The 13,368-nt window shown below is 71.5% G+C and carries 10 protein-coding genes; 8 read left to right on the forward strand and 2 right to left on the reverse strand.

What is annotated here, in order from left to right; translation table 11 throughout:
- The first annotated feature begins 665 nt into the window (after positions 1-665).
- The 5 genes from HCN52_RS06345 (at position 666) to HCN52_RS06365 (ending at position 6,054) form a co-directional block, all read left to right on the forward strand.
- Complete coding sequence (locus tag HCN52_RS06345; protein WP_168087366.1) at positions 666-1,841, forward strand: branched-chain amino acid ABC transporter substrate-binding protein; 1,176 nt, start codon at positions 666-668, stop codon at positions 1,839-1,841.
- 130 nt (positions 1,842-1,971) lie between these two features.
- A complete protein-coding gene (locus HCN52_RS06350) occupies positions 1,972-2,895 on the forward strand; it encodes a branched-chain amino acid ABC transporter permease (RefSeq protein ID WP_167970009.1) in 924 nt (307 codons plus the stop codon).
- The gene (locus HCN52_RS06355) at positions 2,892-4,256 is read left to right on the forward strand and encodes a branched-chain amino acid ABC transporter permease (protein ID WP_168087367.1); all 1,365 of its coding nucleotides are present in this window, start codon (positions 2,892-2,894) and stop codon (positions 4,254-4,256) included. Before HCN52_RS06350 ends, HCN52_RS06355 begins: the two co-directional genes overlap by 4 nt.
- Positions 4,253-5,296, forward strand: a complete 1,044-nt coding sequence (locus HCN52_RS06360; RefSeq protein ID WP_168087368.1) for an ABC transporter ATP-binding protein — start codon at positions 4,253-4,255, stop codon at positions 5,294-5,296. The genes HCN52_RS06355 and HCN52_RS06360 overlap by 4 nt, the downstream gene beginning before the upstream one ends.
- Positions 5,293-6,054 (forward strand): ABC transporter ATP-binding protein, encoded by a 762-nt coding sequence (locus HCN52_RS06365; RefSeq protein WP_168087369.1) that lies wholly within the window; start codon positions 5,293-5,295, stop codon positions 6,052-6,054. Before HCN52_RS06360 ends, HCN52_RS06365 begins: the two co-directional genes overlap by 4 nt.
- A gap of 112 nt (positions 6,055-6,166) precedes the next feature.
- Here the strand turns inward: HCN52_RS06365 and HCN52_RS06370 are convergent, their stop codons facing one another.
- Entirely contained in the window at positions 6,167-6,649 is a 483-nt protein-coding gene (locus HCN52_RS06370; protein WP_168087370.1) for a PaaI family thioesterase, read from the reverse strand.
- Between the two features lie 228 nt (positions 6,650-6,877).
- Between HCN52_RS06370 and HCN52_RS06375 the strand changes: the two genes are divergently transcribed.
- Positions 6,878-7,372: a MerR family transcriptional regulator gene (locus HCN52_RS06375; RefSeq protein ID WP_338315382.1), complete on the forward strand. Its 495-nt coding sequence runs from the start codon at positions 6,878-6,880 to the stop codon at positions 7,370-7,372.
- Between the two features lie 73 nt (positions 7,373-7,445).
- Positions 7,446-7,778, forward strand: a complete 333-nt coding sequence (locus HCN52_RS06380; RefSeq protein WP_168087371.1) for an NIPSNAP family protein — start codon at positions 7,446-7,448, stop codon at positions 7,776-7,778.
- A 90-nt stretch (positions 7,779-7,868) separates the two neighbouring features.
- Here HCN52_RS06380 and HCN52_RS06385 read toward each other — a convergent pair whose 3' ends face one another.
- Positions 7,869-10,169: an FdhF/YdeP family oxidoreductase gene (locus HCN52_RS06385; protein WP_168087372.1), complete on the reverse strand. Its 2,301-nt coding sequence runs from the start codon at positions 10,167-10,169 to the stop codon at positions 7,869-7,871.
- A gap of 213 nt (positions 10,170-10,382) precedes the next feature.
- On the opposite strand from HCN52_RS06385, the gene polA reads away from it, so the two are divergent.
- Entirely contained in the window at positions 10,383-13,043 is a 2,661-nt protein-coding gene (gene polA / locus HCN52_RS06390) for a DNA polymerase I (protein WP_168087385.1), read from the forward strand.
- Positions 13,044-13,368 lie beyond the last annotated feature (325 nt).

Raw genomic sequence — 13,368 nt, forward strand, 5'->3', positions numbered from 1 at the left:
CCCCCCCCCCCCCCCCCCCCCCCCCCCCCCCCGCGGCGTCACCGGTGACCGCCGGGCCGCCGCCGGTCACCGATCACGAGCCCGTCCCGCGCCGCCTCCGGGCGTGGCCCGCGGGCGTCGGACCCCGCCCGCCCCGTTCGGAGGCGGCGCGTGCCCGAACAGGTGTCCGGGTGCTCCGTCTGGTGACCGCTCGACCGCCTGCGGCACGCGCGCCCGGGGCGACGGCGCCGTGCGGCCCACCGCGCCGCCGGGACGGCGCAGCGGGGCCCGAAGCCGAGCAGGTCGGCGGAAAAGGGACGGCCGGTGGGTCCGGCGGGCACGCCTGCCGTGCCCGGGCCGCGGTGCTGCTGGGATTCCTGGGAAATCGGTTCATGATCGATTCCCCTGGCGGCTTCCCGTGAGCACTGTCCCTTTCGTGGGCCTGTGATCGGTTTCACTGATGCCCGTTCCGGGGCCACCGAGGCAGAAGATCTCGTCCGCTCAGCGGTAAGGAGCGTTCTCATTTCGGCACGTGACGGAGGTCACGAGGCGATCACACTTGAGCTGCCCGTCTGTCAGTACGACGAGATGCGCAATAGATTCCGCTCCACGCCGCACCCGTGAACGTTTGGGCACGAGTCCCGTGCGGTGACGTTCGGACTGGACTCGGTCCAGGGGGTTTACTGATGCTGAACAAGCGGATCGTGAAAATCGCACTGCCGGTCGCGATAGGTGCGTTGGCGCTGAGCGCCTGCGGCAGCGACGACGGTGGCGGCGGGAGCAGCAGCGGCGGTGGCGACAGCTCCACTTTCACCATCGCTTACCAGGGGCCGCTCTCCGGCCCCAACGCCCAGCTCGGCATCAACATGGAGAACGGCGTCAAGCTCGCCATCAAGGAGGCGAACGAATCCGGCGACTACGACGTCACCTTCGAATACGCCCCCGGCGACGACCGCGGTGAGCCCGGGCAGGCCACCTCCGCCGCTCAGCGGCTCATCGACAACGAGGACGTCGTGGCCGTGGTCGGCCCCGCCTTCTCCGGCGCCGCCAATGTCGCCGCGCCGGTGTACGGCGAGGCCGGCATCACCGCGCTCTCCCCGTCGGCCACCGCCCCGGACCTCACCGAGCAGGGGTTCCCGACCTTCCTGCGCGGTGTCCCCAACGACGGTGAGCAGGGCGCCGCGATCGCCGCGTTCTTCGCCGAGCAGGGCGTGGAGTCCGCCGTGGTCATCGACGACCTCGGCGACTACGCCGTCGGCCTCGGCAACGTCGTCGAGGAGGCGCTCGGCGAGGCCGGCATCGAGGTGCAGCGCGAGTCGCTGCCCGCCGACACCGTCGACCACAGCTCCATCGCCCGCACCGTGATCCAGTCCGGTGCCGACGGCGTCGCCTACACCGGCTACTACGCGCAGGCCGCGCCGCTGGCCGTCAAGCTCAGCGAGCAGGGCTACGAGGGCATCGGCCTTGGCGGCGACGGCGTCCGCGACCCGGAGTTCGTCAACCTCGCCTCCGGTGCCGCCGAGGGCTGGTACCTCAGCTGCCCCTGCCGCGACCTCAGCGAGGACGAGATCGGCCAGAAGTTCAGCGAGGCCTACGAGGCCGAGTACAGCACCGAGCCGGGCACCTACTCGCCCGAGGCGTACGACGCCGCGATGATGATCATCAACGCAGTCGGCGAGCTGGGTGACAGCGCCGACCGCGCGTCGGTCTACGAGGCCGTCGCCCAGGGCGAGCACGACGGTGTCGCCAAGACCCTCACCTTCGACGAGAGCGGCGAGTACGCCGGCTCCGGTGTCTACATCTACCAGGTCGAGGACAGCGCCATCACCTCGCTCGGCAACATCGAGGAACTGGTCGGATAACGACCGCGCGGTACCTCTTCTCCGGTGGGGCGTGGCCCGTTGCCACGCCCCACCGCTCCCGACGCGGCCGCCCCCGGGACGCCCCGACAGCGCGGCGCCCGGTGGCTGTTCTGGCAAGGAAGTGCCCTCGATGAGTTTTCACGACTTCTGGGACGTTCTCGTCCTGGGGGCGGTACTCGGCTCGCTGTACGCCGTTATCGCCATCGGCTACACGCTGGTGTACGGCGTGCTCCAGCTCCTCAACTTCGCGCACAGCGAGGTTTTCATGGTGGGGGGATTCGGCGGAGTCATCGCCCTCACCATTTTCGTCCCGGCTGCTGACCCCTCCGGTCTCCAGTCGATCGGTTACGTCGCGCTCGGCATTCTCTTCGGCGCCGTACTCGGCGGGACCGTCGCCTTCTTCCTGGAGAAAGTGGCGTACCGGCCACTGCGGAGACGCGGTGCGCCCCGGCTGGTCTTCCTGATCACCGCGATCGGCGCCTCGTTCTTCCTCTACAACCTGGTCGGCAAGCTCTTCGGGCGCAACCCGATGCCGATGCCGTCGATGTACGAGAACAAGACCGTCGTCACGATCTTCGGCTCCACCATCAGCGTCACGCAGGCGCTGATCCTCGGCTCGGCCGTGGTCATGCTGGTCGCGGTCGACTACGTGGTCAACCGGACCAAGCTCGGCTCCGGCATCCGCGCCGTGGCGCAGGACCCCGAGGTCGCCTCGCTGATGGGCGTCAACATCGACAAGGTCGTCTCCCGCACCTTCGTGCTGGGCGGCCTGATGGGCGGCGTCGCCGGATTCCTCTTCGGCACCACCAACCAGGTCTTCTACACCATGGGCTTCCTGCCCGGTATCACCGCGTTCGCCGCCGCCGTGCTCGGTGGCATCGGCAACGTCCGCGGCGCCATGCTCGGCGGTCTCACCCTCGGCGTGGTGGAGGCGTTCACCGTCGAGGTCTGGGGCGACGCCTGGCGCTACGTCGGTGCCTTCGCCGTGCTGGTGCTGGTGCTGATGTTCCGCCCCACGGGCATTCTCGGCGAGCGTGTAGCGAGGACGGCATGACGACTACGGAAACGGCACGGGACGTGTCCGCGGCCGCCCGGCTGCGCAAGACCTCCTGGTACCAGGAGCCCCGCTGGCAGCGGCTGGCGGCGCTGATCGGCGTCGCCGTCGTCGGCGCCCAGGTCACCGGCGTCGAGGGCAACAACCGCGACATCTTCTACGCCCTGAAGGAGAACTTCACCTCCACCGGCTTCGCCGTCTGGCTGGCGGTCTGCGTCGGGATCTGGGTGGTGCGCGAGTTCGCCCAGGCGCCGGTGGGCTCCGCCTGGCAGAGCGTCAAGGAGTCGGTGAAGGCGCCGGCCGGCGAGGTGCAGGCCGTCTGGCGCAAGCAGTTCTGGCTGCGCGTCGGCATCCTCAGCGGGGTCCTGGTCTTCCTGATCGTGCTGCCGCTGCTGGTCTCGCGCCACTGGCAGCAGGTGCTGGTCGACCAGATCGCCATCTACGTGCTGCTGGCGATCGGCCTCAACGTCGTCGTCGGCTGGGCCGGCATGCTCGACCTCGGCTTCATCGCGTTCTTCGCGATCGGCGCGTACAGCGCGGCGTTCTGGACCGGGTCCCTCCCGGTCGACCCGCCGATGGTGCTGAACAACTTCGCCGTCATCCCGATCGCGGTCATCACCTGCCTGGTCGCCGGCGTCCTGCTCGGCGCACCGACACTGCGGTTGCGCGGCGACTACCTGGCCATCGTCACCCTCGGCTTCCACGAGATCGTCTACCTCGGCGCCAAGAACTGGCAGTCCTTCACCGGCGGCACCTCCGGCGCCCGGGTGGAACGGTTCAGCATCGACCTCGGCTTCTGGTCGTACAGCTGGGGCCTGGACCCGCGGCCCTACTACTGGCTGCTCCTCGGTTTCATCATCGTGCTGATCGTCCTCTTCATCCGCCTGGAGCACTCCCGGGTCGGACGTGCGTGGACCGCGATCCGCGAGGACGAGGTCGCCGCCGCCTCCAACGGCGTGGACACCGTCCGCTTCAAGCTGCTGGCCTTCGCGATCGGCGCCTCCACCTCCGGCATCGCCGGCGTGATCTACGCGAGCAAGCTGGCGTACATCAACTCCGAGGCGTTCATCGTCCTCTTCTCGATCCTGGTGCTCTCCTACGTCATCTTCGGCGGCATGGGGTCGCTCCCCGGCGTGCTGATCGGCACCGCGGTGCTGGTCTGGCTCCCCGAGGCGCTCCGCGACTCCGTCCCGGCGCAGGACCGGTACATGTACCTGGGCGCGCTGCTGGTGATCATGATGATCTACCGGCCGCAGGGGTTGTGGCCCTCCCGCCGCCGACAGCGCGAGCTGCACATGGCGGAGGAAGGCACCGGCGGCGCCGACGCGCTGGGCGGTACGGCAGGAGGCAAGCAGGTATGACGAACGCGACCGAACAGTCCGCGGCCCCCGGGCCGGCGCAGACGGCCGAACCGATCCTCGAAGCCCGCGGGGTGACGCTGCGGTTCGGCGGTCTGACCAGCCTGGACGCGGTGGACCTCACGATGCGGCGGGGGGAGATCCTCGCGATCATCGGCCCCAACGGCGCGGGCAAGACCTCGCTGTTCAACTCCCTCACCGGCGTCTACGTGCCGCAGGAGGGGGAGATCCGCTTCCTGCCGCGCGCCGGCGGCGAGCGAGCCCTGCTCGGCACCAAGCCGTTCAAGGTGAGCCGCATGGGCGTCTCGCGGACCTTCCAGAACATCCGGCTCTTCGGAGCCCTCACGGCGATCGAGAACGTCAAGATCGCCTACGAGACCCGGCAGAGGACGGACGCCATCTCCATCATGCTCGGGCTGCCGCACGCGCGGCGCGCCGAGAAGGAGAGCGACCTCGCCGCGCAGCGGATGATGCGCTTCGTCGGTCTGGAGTCGCGCATCAACGAACTGGCCGCCTCGCTCAGCTACGGCGAGCAGCGGCGGCTGGAGATCGCGCGGGCGCTGGCCACCAGCCCCGAGGTGCTGCTGCTGGACGAACCCGCCGCCGGGACCAACCCGACGGAGAAGCGGGACCTGGAGACACTGATCCGCCGCATCAACACCGAACTCGGGGTGAGCGTGCTGCTCATCGAGCACGACATGCGGCTGGTGATGTCGGTCGCCGACCGGGTCACGGTGCTCAACTTCGGCAAGAAGATCGCCGAGGGGACTCCCGCGGAGGTCCAGCAGAACCCGGACGTCATCAAGGCGTACCTCGGGTCCGCCGCCGAGGACAGCGAGGTCGCGGAGATCGTCGCCGCGCAGGCCGAGCACGTCGTCGAGGTGACCGAGGCCGAGCACGACGCCGCCCCCGCCGCCCCGGCGGCCGAGGGCGAGACCGCCGCAGGACCGACCGAACTGCCCGCCGCCCGGGCGGTACCGCAGGACGAGGCCGGCCCCGGCGACGCGGCCGCCCCGCGCACGGAGAAGGGTGGCCAGGCATGAGCGGGCCCGAACTGGACAAGGACCCCGGCGAGCAGGGCACCCCGCTGCTGGAACTGCGCGGACTGAGGGTCTTCTACGGGGCCATCGAGGCGCTGAAGGGGGTCGACCTCACGGTCGGCCGCGGTGAGGCCGTAGCGCTGCTCGGCGCCAACGGGGCCGGGAAGTCCACCACGCTGAAGACCGTCTCGGGGATGCTGGCGCCCCGCCACGGCGAGGTGCGACTGCACGGCGAGCGCATCGACGGCATCGCCTCCCACGAGCTGGTGAAGTTCGGTCTCGGCCATGTCCCCGAGGGCCGACGCGTCTTCGCCCGGATGACGGTGCTGGAGAACCTCAACATGGGGGCGTACCGGTTCCGCCGGCCCGACCCCGACGACCTGGACCGGGTCTTCGGCCTGTTCCCGCGCCTCGCCGAGCGCCGCAAGCAGATCGCGGGGACGCTCTCCGGCGGCGAGCAGCAGATGCTCGCCATCGGCCGCGCGCTGATGGGGAAGCCCGAACTGCTGCTGCTCGACGAGCCGTCGATGGGGCTGGCTCCGCTGATCGTGGAGCAGATCTTCGACATCCTGCGCGAGGTCAACGAGCAGGGCACCACGCTGCTGCTGGTGGAGCAGAACGCCTCGGAGGCGCTGCAGCTCGCCAACCGCGGCTACGTCCTGGAGACGGGGGAGGTCGTGATGTCCGGTCCGGCCGACACCCTGCTGGCCGACCCCCGCATCCGCGCCGCCTACCTCGGCGAGCACGTCGAGGTCGACTGACCGCGGCGAGCCGCACGGCGGACATCGGAAGGGGCGGGGCGCCATCGGGCCCCCCGCCCCTCCGTCGTGCACGCGGTGGCCGCCGGTCCGCGCCGGCGGCCGCGTGGTCCGGTCAGCCCGCGGCGCCGCCCGGAGCGTCGGGGTTGTCCCGCAGCGCGCAGGTCAGCCGGGCGGAGCAGACCCGCTTGCCCGTCTCCTCGGTGACCACGATCTCGTAGGTGGCCGAGGTGCGCCCCGCGTGGACCGGCGTCGCCACCCCGGTGACCAGCCCTGACCGCACGCTGCGGTGGTGGGTGCAGTTGAGGTCCACGCCGACGGCGAGCCGATGCGGGCCGCCGTGCAGCATGGCCCCGATCGAACCCAGGGTCTCGGCGAGCACCGCCGAGGCACCGCCGTGCAGCAGCCCGTAGGGCTGGGTGTTCCCCGCCACGGGCAGCGTTCCCACCACTTCCTCGGGTGCCGCCCGCTCCACGTGGAGCCCGACCCGGTCGCCGAGATGCCCCGCGGAGAACAGCGAGGCCAGGTCGACGCCGAGGCCGGACCACTGGTCGAGGATGTGGGGCGGGAACTGGGTCGGAGGATGCTTCTCACCCATGGCGTGGCTCCGATCGTCGCTGGTCGTCGGTCGTGGGTCCGGGCGTGCTGGTGTCCGACGCACAGCGGGCGCGGATCGGGCCGTTGCCCCCGGGCCGGACGCCGAAGCAGACGCCGCGCCGCCGACCAGCTCCCCCTGACCGGAGCACGTCCCGCGACGGGTCGGGCCCGCGCCCGCCCGGGCCGTCGTACCTGAGGGAACCAGCCGATGGGGGGCTAGGGTTCCCGCATGCGTTCCACTGCTTCGAATGCCCCGTCCGGTGACGGCGCCGTGGAGTTCTCAACGGCCTTCCGGCCATGCGAGGGCAAGTCGGCGCCCAGTCCCGGATCAGCCGCCGAGGCGGGTCCCGAGCGGAACTCCGATACCGACCCCGTGTCGCTGTCGATCAGTGAACTGGCTCACCGGTGCCGAGTGAGTACGCGGTCACTGCGGTACTACGAGGAGCAAGGTCTGCTGCTCCCGTCGCGCAACGCCGTGGGGCACCGCAGGTACCGGGCCGGAGACGCCGTCTGTGTCGGGTTCATCCAGCGTCTGTACGGCGCGGGCCTGCCGAGCGACCTGATCCGCACGGTGGTGCAGGAGTGGAAACGTCCGGACTCCGCGCCCCGGGTCGAGGCTCTGCTGCGGACCCGGCACGCCGAACTCTCCCGTGAAGTGGAGGAACTGCGTGCCAAGGTGACGGGCTTGGAAGCCCTACTGAGGGCGGTGACCGGCACCACATGACTTGCCCTTCACGCCAGCGTGAACGTCTACCTTCCTGTCGAACACCTCGACATCCCCCAGGGAAGGCGGACAGATGGGCAGCTACATGCTGGCGCAGCTCCAGCTCAAGTACGGTTTCGCGAATCTGGCGCGCTACGAAGCCGCCATGGTGACCATCCGCGAACTCTTCGAAGCGCAGGGCATTTCGCTGGTTGCGGGGACGGTGACGCGGGTCGGACCGTTGTACGAGGCGTTCAACCTGTGGGAGATCGAGGACCAGGGCCACCTGGAGCGCGCCCTCGACGCCATGGCACTCGGCGACCCTCGTGCCCTGGATGCGATGGGCGAGCTGGACGCCACGGTGGAACACGAGCAGACGCGATTCCTCGGCGCGCTCGCGTTCTCGGGGAGCGCGAACAGCCCGTAGGCCTTCGGGTCGGGGAGCTCTCAGCACGGCCGGCAAGCACGGATTCCCCTGGGGGTCGGGCCCAGGGGCTGCAGGGCCCCCTGCCGGACCTCACGGCGCGGGGAGCGTCGCCCCGGCCTCCGCCGGCTCCAGCCGGACCACCACCGACTTGCTGGTCGGGGTGTTGGAGACGTCCGCGGTGGAGTCCAGCGGCACCAGCACGTTGGTCTCCGGGTAGTAGGCCGCCGCGCAGCCGCGCGCCGTCGGGTAGTGCATCACCAGGAACCCCGGCGCCCGGCGCTCCACCCCGTCCCGCCACTCGCTCACCAGGTCGACGTACTCCCCGTCCGCGAGGCCGAGCCCGGCGGCGTCCTCCGGGTTGACCATCACCACGCGCCGCCCGCCCCGCACCCCGCGGTAGCGGTCGTCGAGCCCGTAGATCGTGGTGTTGTACTGGTCGTGCGAGCGCAGCGTCTGGAGCAGCAGCCGCCCCTCGCCCACCTCGGGGAACTCGACCGGCGCGGCGGTGAAGTTGGCCCTGCCCGTGGCGGTGGGGAACCGCCGCTCGTCGCGCGGCGCGTGCGGCAGGGCGAAACCGCCCGGGCGGCGCACCCGCTCGTTGAACTCCTCGAACCCGGGAACCACTCGCGCGATGCGGTCCCGCACCAGGTCGTAGTCGCGCTCGAACGCCTCCCAGGGGGTGGCCGACCGGTCACCGAGCACCAGGCGCGCCAGCCGGCAGACGATCGCCGTCTCCGACAGCAGCCCCGCGTCCGCCGGCGCCAGTCGGCCGCGTGAGGCGTGGACCATCCCCATGGAGTCCTCCACGGTGACGAACTGCTCCCGGCCGCCGCTCCGGTCCCGCTCGGTGCGGCCGAGCGTCGGCAGGATCAGCGCCCGAGCCCCGGTGACGCAGTGGGAGCGGTTGAGCTTGGTGGAGACGTGGACCGTCAGCGCGGCGCGCCGCACCGCCTCCTCGGTCACCGCCGTGTCGGGGGAGGCGGCGACGAAGTTGCCGCCCATGGCGAAGAAGACCCGCACCCGCCCGTCGCGCAGCGCCCGGATCGCGTCGACCGTGTCCAGGCCGTGCTCCCGGGGCGGTGAGAAGGAGAACTCCTGCTCCAGTGCGTCGAGGAACGCGGCCGCGGGCCGCTCGACGATCCCCATCGTCCGGTCGCCCTGCACGTTGGAGTGGCCGCGCACCGGGCACACCCCCGCCCCCGGCCGGCCGATGTCGCCGCGCAGCAGCAGCAGGTTGACGATCTCCCGGATCGTCGGCACGGAGTGCTTGTGCTGGGTGAGCCCCATCGCCCAGCACACGACCGTCGCGCGGGACTCCAGCACCATGCGGGCCATCGCCTCGATCTCCGCACGCGTCAGCCCGGTGGCGCGCAGCGTCGTCTCCCAGTCCGCGGTGCGCGCCGCCTCGGCGTAGGCGTCGAACCCGTGGGTGTGCTCGGCGATGAACGCGTCGTCGGTGCCGCCCTCCGCCTCCAGCACCAGCCTGCTCACCATGCGGAACAGCGCCTGGTCGCCACCGAGACGGATCTGGAGGAAGAGGTCGGTGAGCTCCGTGCCGCCACCGGCGAGCCCCACGGGCGACTGCGGGTTGCGGAACTTCCGCAGCCCGGTCTCCGGCAGCGGGTTCACCGTGATGATCCGCGCGCCTTCCTTCTTGGCGCGCTCCAGCGCGGTGAGCATGCGCGGGTGGTTGGTCCCGGGGTTCTGCCCCGCGACGATGATCAGCTCGGCCCGGTACAGGTCCTCCAGCAGCACGCTGCCCTTGCCCACGCCGATGGTCTCGCCGAGCGCCGACCCCGACGACTCGTGGCACATGTTGGAGCAGTCCGGGAGGTTGTTGGTGCCGAACTCCCGCGCGAACAGCTGGTAGAGGAAGGCAGCCTCGTTGCTGGTGCGGCCCGAGGTGTAGAAGACCGCCTCGTCCGGCGTGGGCAGCGCCCGCAGCTCCGCGGCCACCAGCTCCAGTGCCTGCTGCCAGGAGACCGGCCGGTACCGGTCGTCGCCCTCGGCGAGGTACATCGGGGTGGTGAGCCGGCCCTGTTTGCCGAGCCAGTAGCCGGAGCGGCCGGCGAGATCCGCCATCGGGTGGCGCTCGAAGAACTCCGGGGTCACCCGTCGGCGCGTCGCCTCCTCCGCCACCGCCTTGGCGCCGTTCTCGCAGAACTCGGCGGTGTGGGGCTTGTCCGGCTCCGGCCAGGCGCACCCGGGGCAGTCGAACCCGTCGTGCTGGTTGACCCGCAGCAGGGTGAGCGCGGTCCGCCGCACCCCCATCTCCTTGCGCGCCATGTCCATGGCGTGGGCGACGGCCGGTAGCCCGGCCGCGCTCTCCTGCGGGCCCCCACCGGTGCGCGGCGCGTCCTGGATCGGATCGCCCGAGGGCGGCTGAGGCATGGTGGGTCTCCCGTCGGCCGGTGGGTCTCCCCCCGATCGTGTCACGTCGCGCCGCGGGTGGCACGGGCCCCGACGGCACGGGCGCGGGCGTCGGCGGCACGGGCCCGGGCGTCGGCGCCGGGGGCTGTCGGCGGTCCGTGGGAGGATGCGCGGGTGGCTGAGAACACGGTGAGCAACGCAGAGCAGAAGTCCGAGTCCGCGCCCCGGCGGCTGATGCTGCTGGACGGCCATTCGCTGGCCTACCGGGCGTTCTTCGCCCTTCCCGCGGAGAACTTCACCACGGCGGTGGGGCAGCCCACCAACGCGATCTACGGGTTCACCTCCATGCTCGCCAACACCGTCCGTGACGAGGCGCCGACCCACCTCGCCGTGGCGTTCGACGTCTCCCGCAAGACCTGGCGGTCCGACCGGTTCCCCGAGTACAAGGCGACCCGCTCCGCCACCCCCGACGCCTTCCGCGGCCAGGTGGAGCTCATCGGCGAGCTGCTGGACGCCATGGCGGTGCGCCGGTTCGCCGTGGACGGCTTCGAGGCCGACGACGTCATCGCGACCCTGGCGACGCAGGCCGCCGCCGACGGCTACGAGGTGCTGATCGTCACCGGCGACCGCGACAACTTCCAGCTGGTGACCGACGACGTCACCGTGCTCTACCCGACCAAGGGCGTCTCCGAGCTGACACGGTTCACCCCGGCCAAGATCGAGGAGAAGTACGGCCTGCGCCCCGAGCAGTACCCGGACTTCGCCGCGCTGCGCGGCGACCCCTCCGACAACCTCCCCGGCATCCCCGGAGTGGGGGAGAAGACCGCCACGAAGTGGATCAACCAGTTCGGATCGCTCGACGACCTGCTGGCGCGCGCGGAGGAGGTCAAGGGCAAGGCGGGCCAGAACCTCCGCGACCACCTGGAGTCGGTCCGGCTCAACCGGGAGCTGACGGAGATGGTCCGCGACGTCGAACTGCCGGCCGGCCCCGCCGACCTGGCGCGCGCCGCCTTCGACCGCGACGCCGTCACCGTCCTGCTGGACTCGCTGGAGTTCCGCAACCAGAACCTCCGCGAGCGGCTCTTCGCTCTGGACCCCAGCGGTGAGGAGGCCCAGGAGGCCCCCGCCCCCGGCGTGACCGTCGAGGGGACCGTCCTGGCCACCGGTGAGCTGCCGCAGTGGCTGGAGGCCCACGGCGGCGTCCCGCTCGGTCTGGCGACCAAGGACACCTGGTCGCTGGGGACCGGCGCCGTCCACGCGGTGGCCCTGGCCACGGCGTCGGGGCCCGCCGCCTGGTTCGACCCCGCCGAGCTGGACGAGGCCGACGACCGCGCCTTCGCCGCCTGGGCCGCCGACCCGGAGCGGCCCAAGACCGTCCACGGCGTCAAGCAGCTCCAGCGGGTCTTCGCCGACCACGGCTGGCGGCTGGCCGGTACCGACACCGACACCGCCCTCGCCGCCTACCTGGTGCAGCCGGGACGGCGCTCCTTCGCCCTGGAGGGGCTGAGCCTGGAGTTCCTCGGCCGGGAGTTGGCGCCGGCCGCCCCCGATGACGGCCAGCTCGCCTTCGGCGTCGAGGACGCGGCGGAGGCGGATGCGCTGATGCAGCAGGCCCGTACCGTGCTGGACCTCGGCACCGCGCTCACCGAGCGGCTGCGCGAGGTGGGAGCGCTGGAGCTGCTGCGCGACATCGAGCTCCCCACCTCCGAGCTGCTGGCACGGATGGAGCGGGCCGGCATCGCCGCGGACCGCGCCGCCCTCGGTGCGCTGGAGCAGCGGTTCGCCGCCGCGGTCCAGGAGTCCGTGGCGGCCGCGCACGCCGCGGTCGGCCACGAGTTCAACCTCGGCTCGCCCAAGCAGCTCCAGGAGGTCCTCTTCGGGGAGCTCAACCTCCCGAAGACCAAGAAGACCAAGACCGGGTACACCACCGACGCCGACGCCCTCGCCTGGCTCGCCGGCCAGACCGAGCACGAGCTGCCGGTGCTCATGCTCCGCCACCGCGAGCAGTCCCGCCTGCGCACCACGGTCGAGGGCCTGATCAAGACCATCGCCGCGGACGGCCGCATCCACACCACCTTCAGCCAGACGGTGGCCGCCACGGGCCGGCTCTCCTCCACCGAGCCCAACCTCCAGAACGTTCCCGTCCGCACCGAGGAGGGCCGCGCCATCCGCGGCACCTTCGTCGTGGGCGAGGGGTACGAGGCGCTGCTCACCGCCGACTACAGCCAGATCGAGCTGCGTGTCATGGCGCACCTGTCGCAGGACGAGGGGCTGCTGGAGGCCTTCACCTCGGGCGAGGACCTCCACGACACGGTCGCCTCCCAGGTCTTCGGGGTGCCGCGCGAGCAGGTCGACCCCGAGATGCGGCGGAAGACCAAGGCGATGAGCTACGGCCTCGCCTACGGCCTCTCCGCGTTCGGCCTCTCCCAGCAGTTGTCGGTGAGCCCCGAGGAGGCTCGGGCGCTGATGGACACCTACTTCGAGCGGTTCGGCGGGGTGCGTGACTTCCTGCAGCGCGCGGTGCAGGAGGCCACCGGCGTCGGGTACACCGAGACGCTGCTGGGCCGGCGCCGGTACCTGCCGGACCTGACCAGCTCCAACCGCCAGCGCCGGGAGATGGCGGAGCGGATGGCGCTCAACGCCCCGATCCAGGGCACTGCCGCCGACATCGTCAAGATCGCGATGCTCAAGGTGGACGGCGCGCTGGCCGCCGAGGGGCTCCGGTCCCGGCTGCTCCTCCAGGTGCACGACGAGATCGTGCTCGAGCTCGCCCCCGGCGAGCGGGAAGCGGTGGAGGCGCTGGTGCGCCGCGAGATGGCGGGCGCGGTCGCGCTGCGGGCCCCGCTGGACGTCTCGGTGGGCGTCGGCGACACCTGGGAGAGCGCGGCGCACTGAGCCCCGCGCATGTCGACCGCCGAGCGCCGTCCGGGTCGACCGGGCGGCGCTCGCGGGGGTGTCGGAGCCCGTTCGGCGTCGACCTGGGGGTGGCGCGGGTCACTCCGGCGGGGTAGCTGCTGTCCGTTGCGTGCCGGAAAGTGCCCTTTTGCTGTGCTCGTGCGGCGAAGCGCGCATTGACCCGGCTGCGATGCGCCCGTATGCTATAAGGCGCGCTGCGGGCCTGTGTGCCTCGGACGGAGCAGGCCGCGCTCGCATCTGTTGTATGTCCCTCGGTGGTCGAGGCGCATTCCGGGTTCGTCCCTCACGGACGGTTCGGGAAGCG

Origin of the sequence: Streptomyces bohaiensis, from assembly GCF_012033785.1 — a bacterium.
Lineage (GTDB): Bacteria > Actinomycetota > Actinomycetes > Streptomycetales > Streptomycetaceae > Streptomyces > Streptomyces bohaiensis.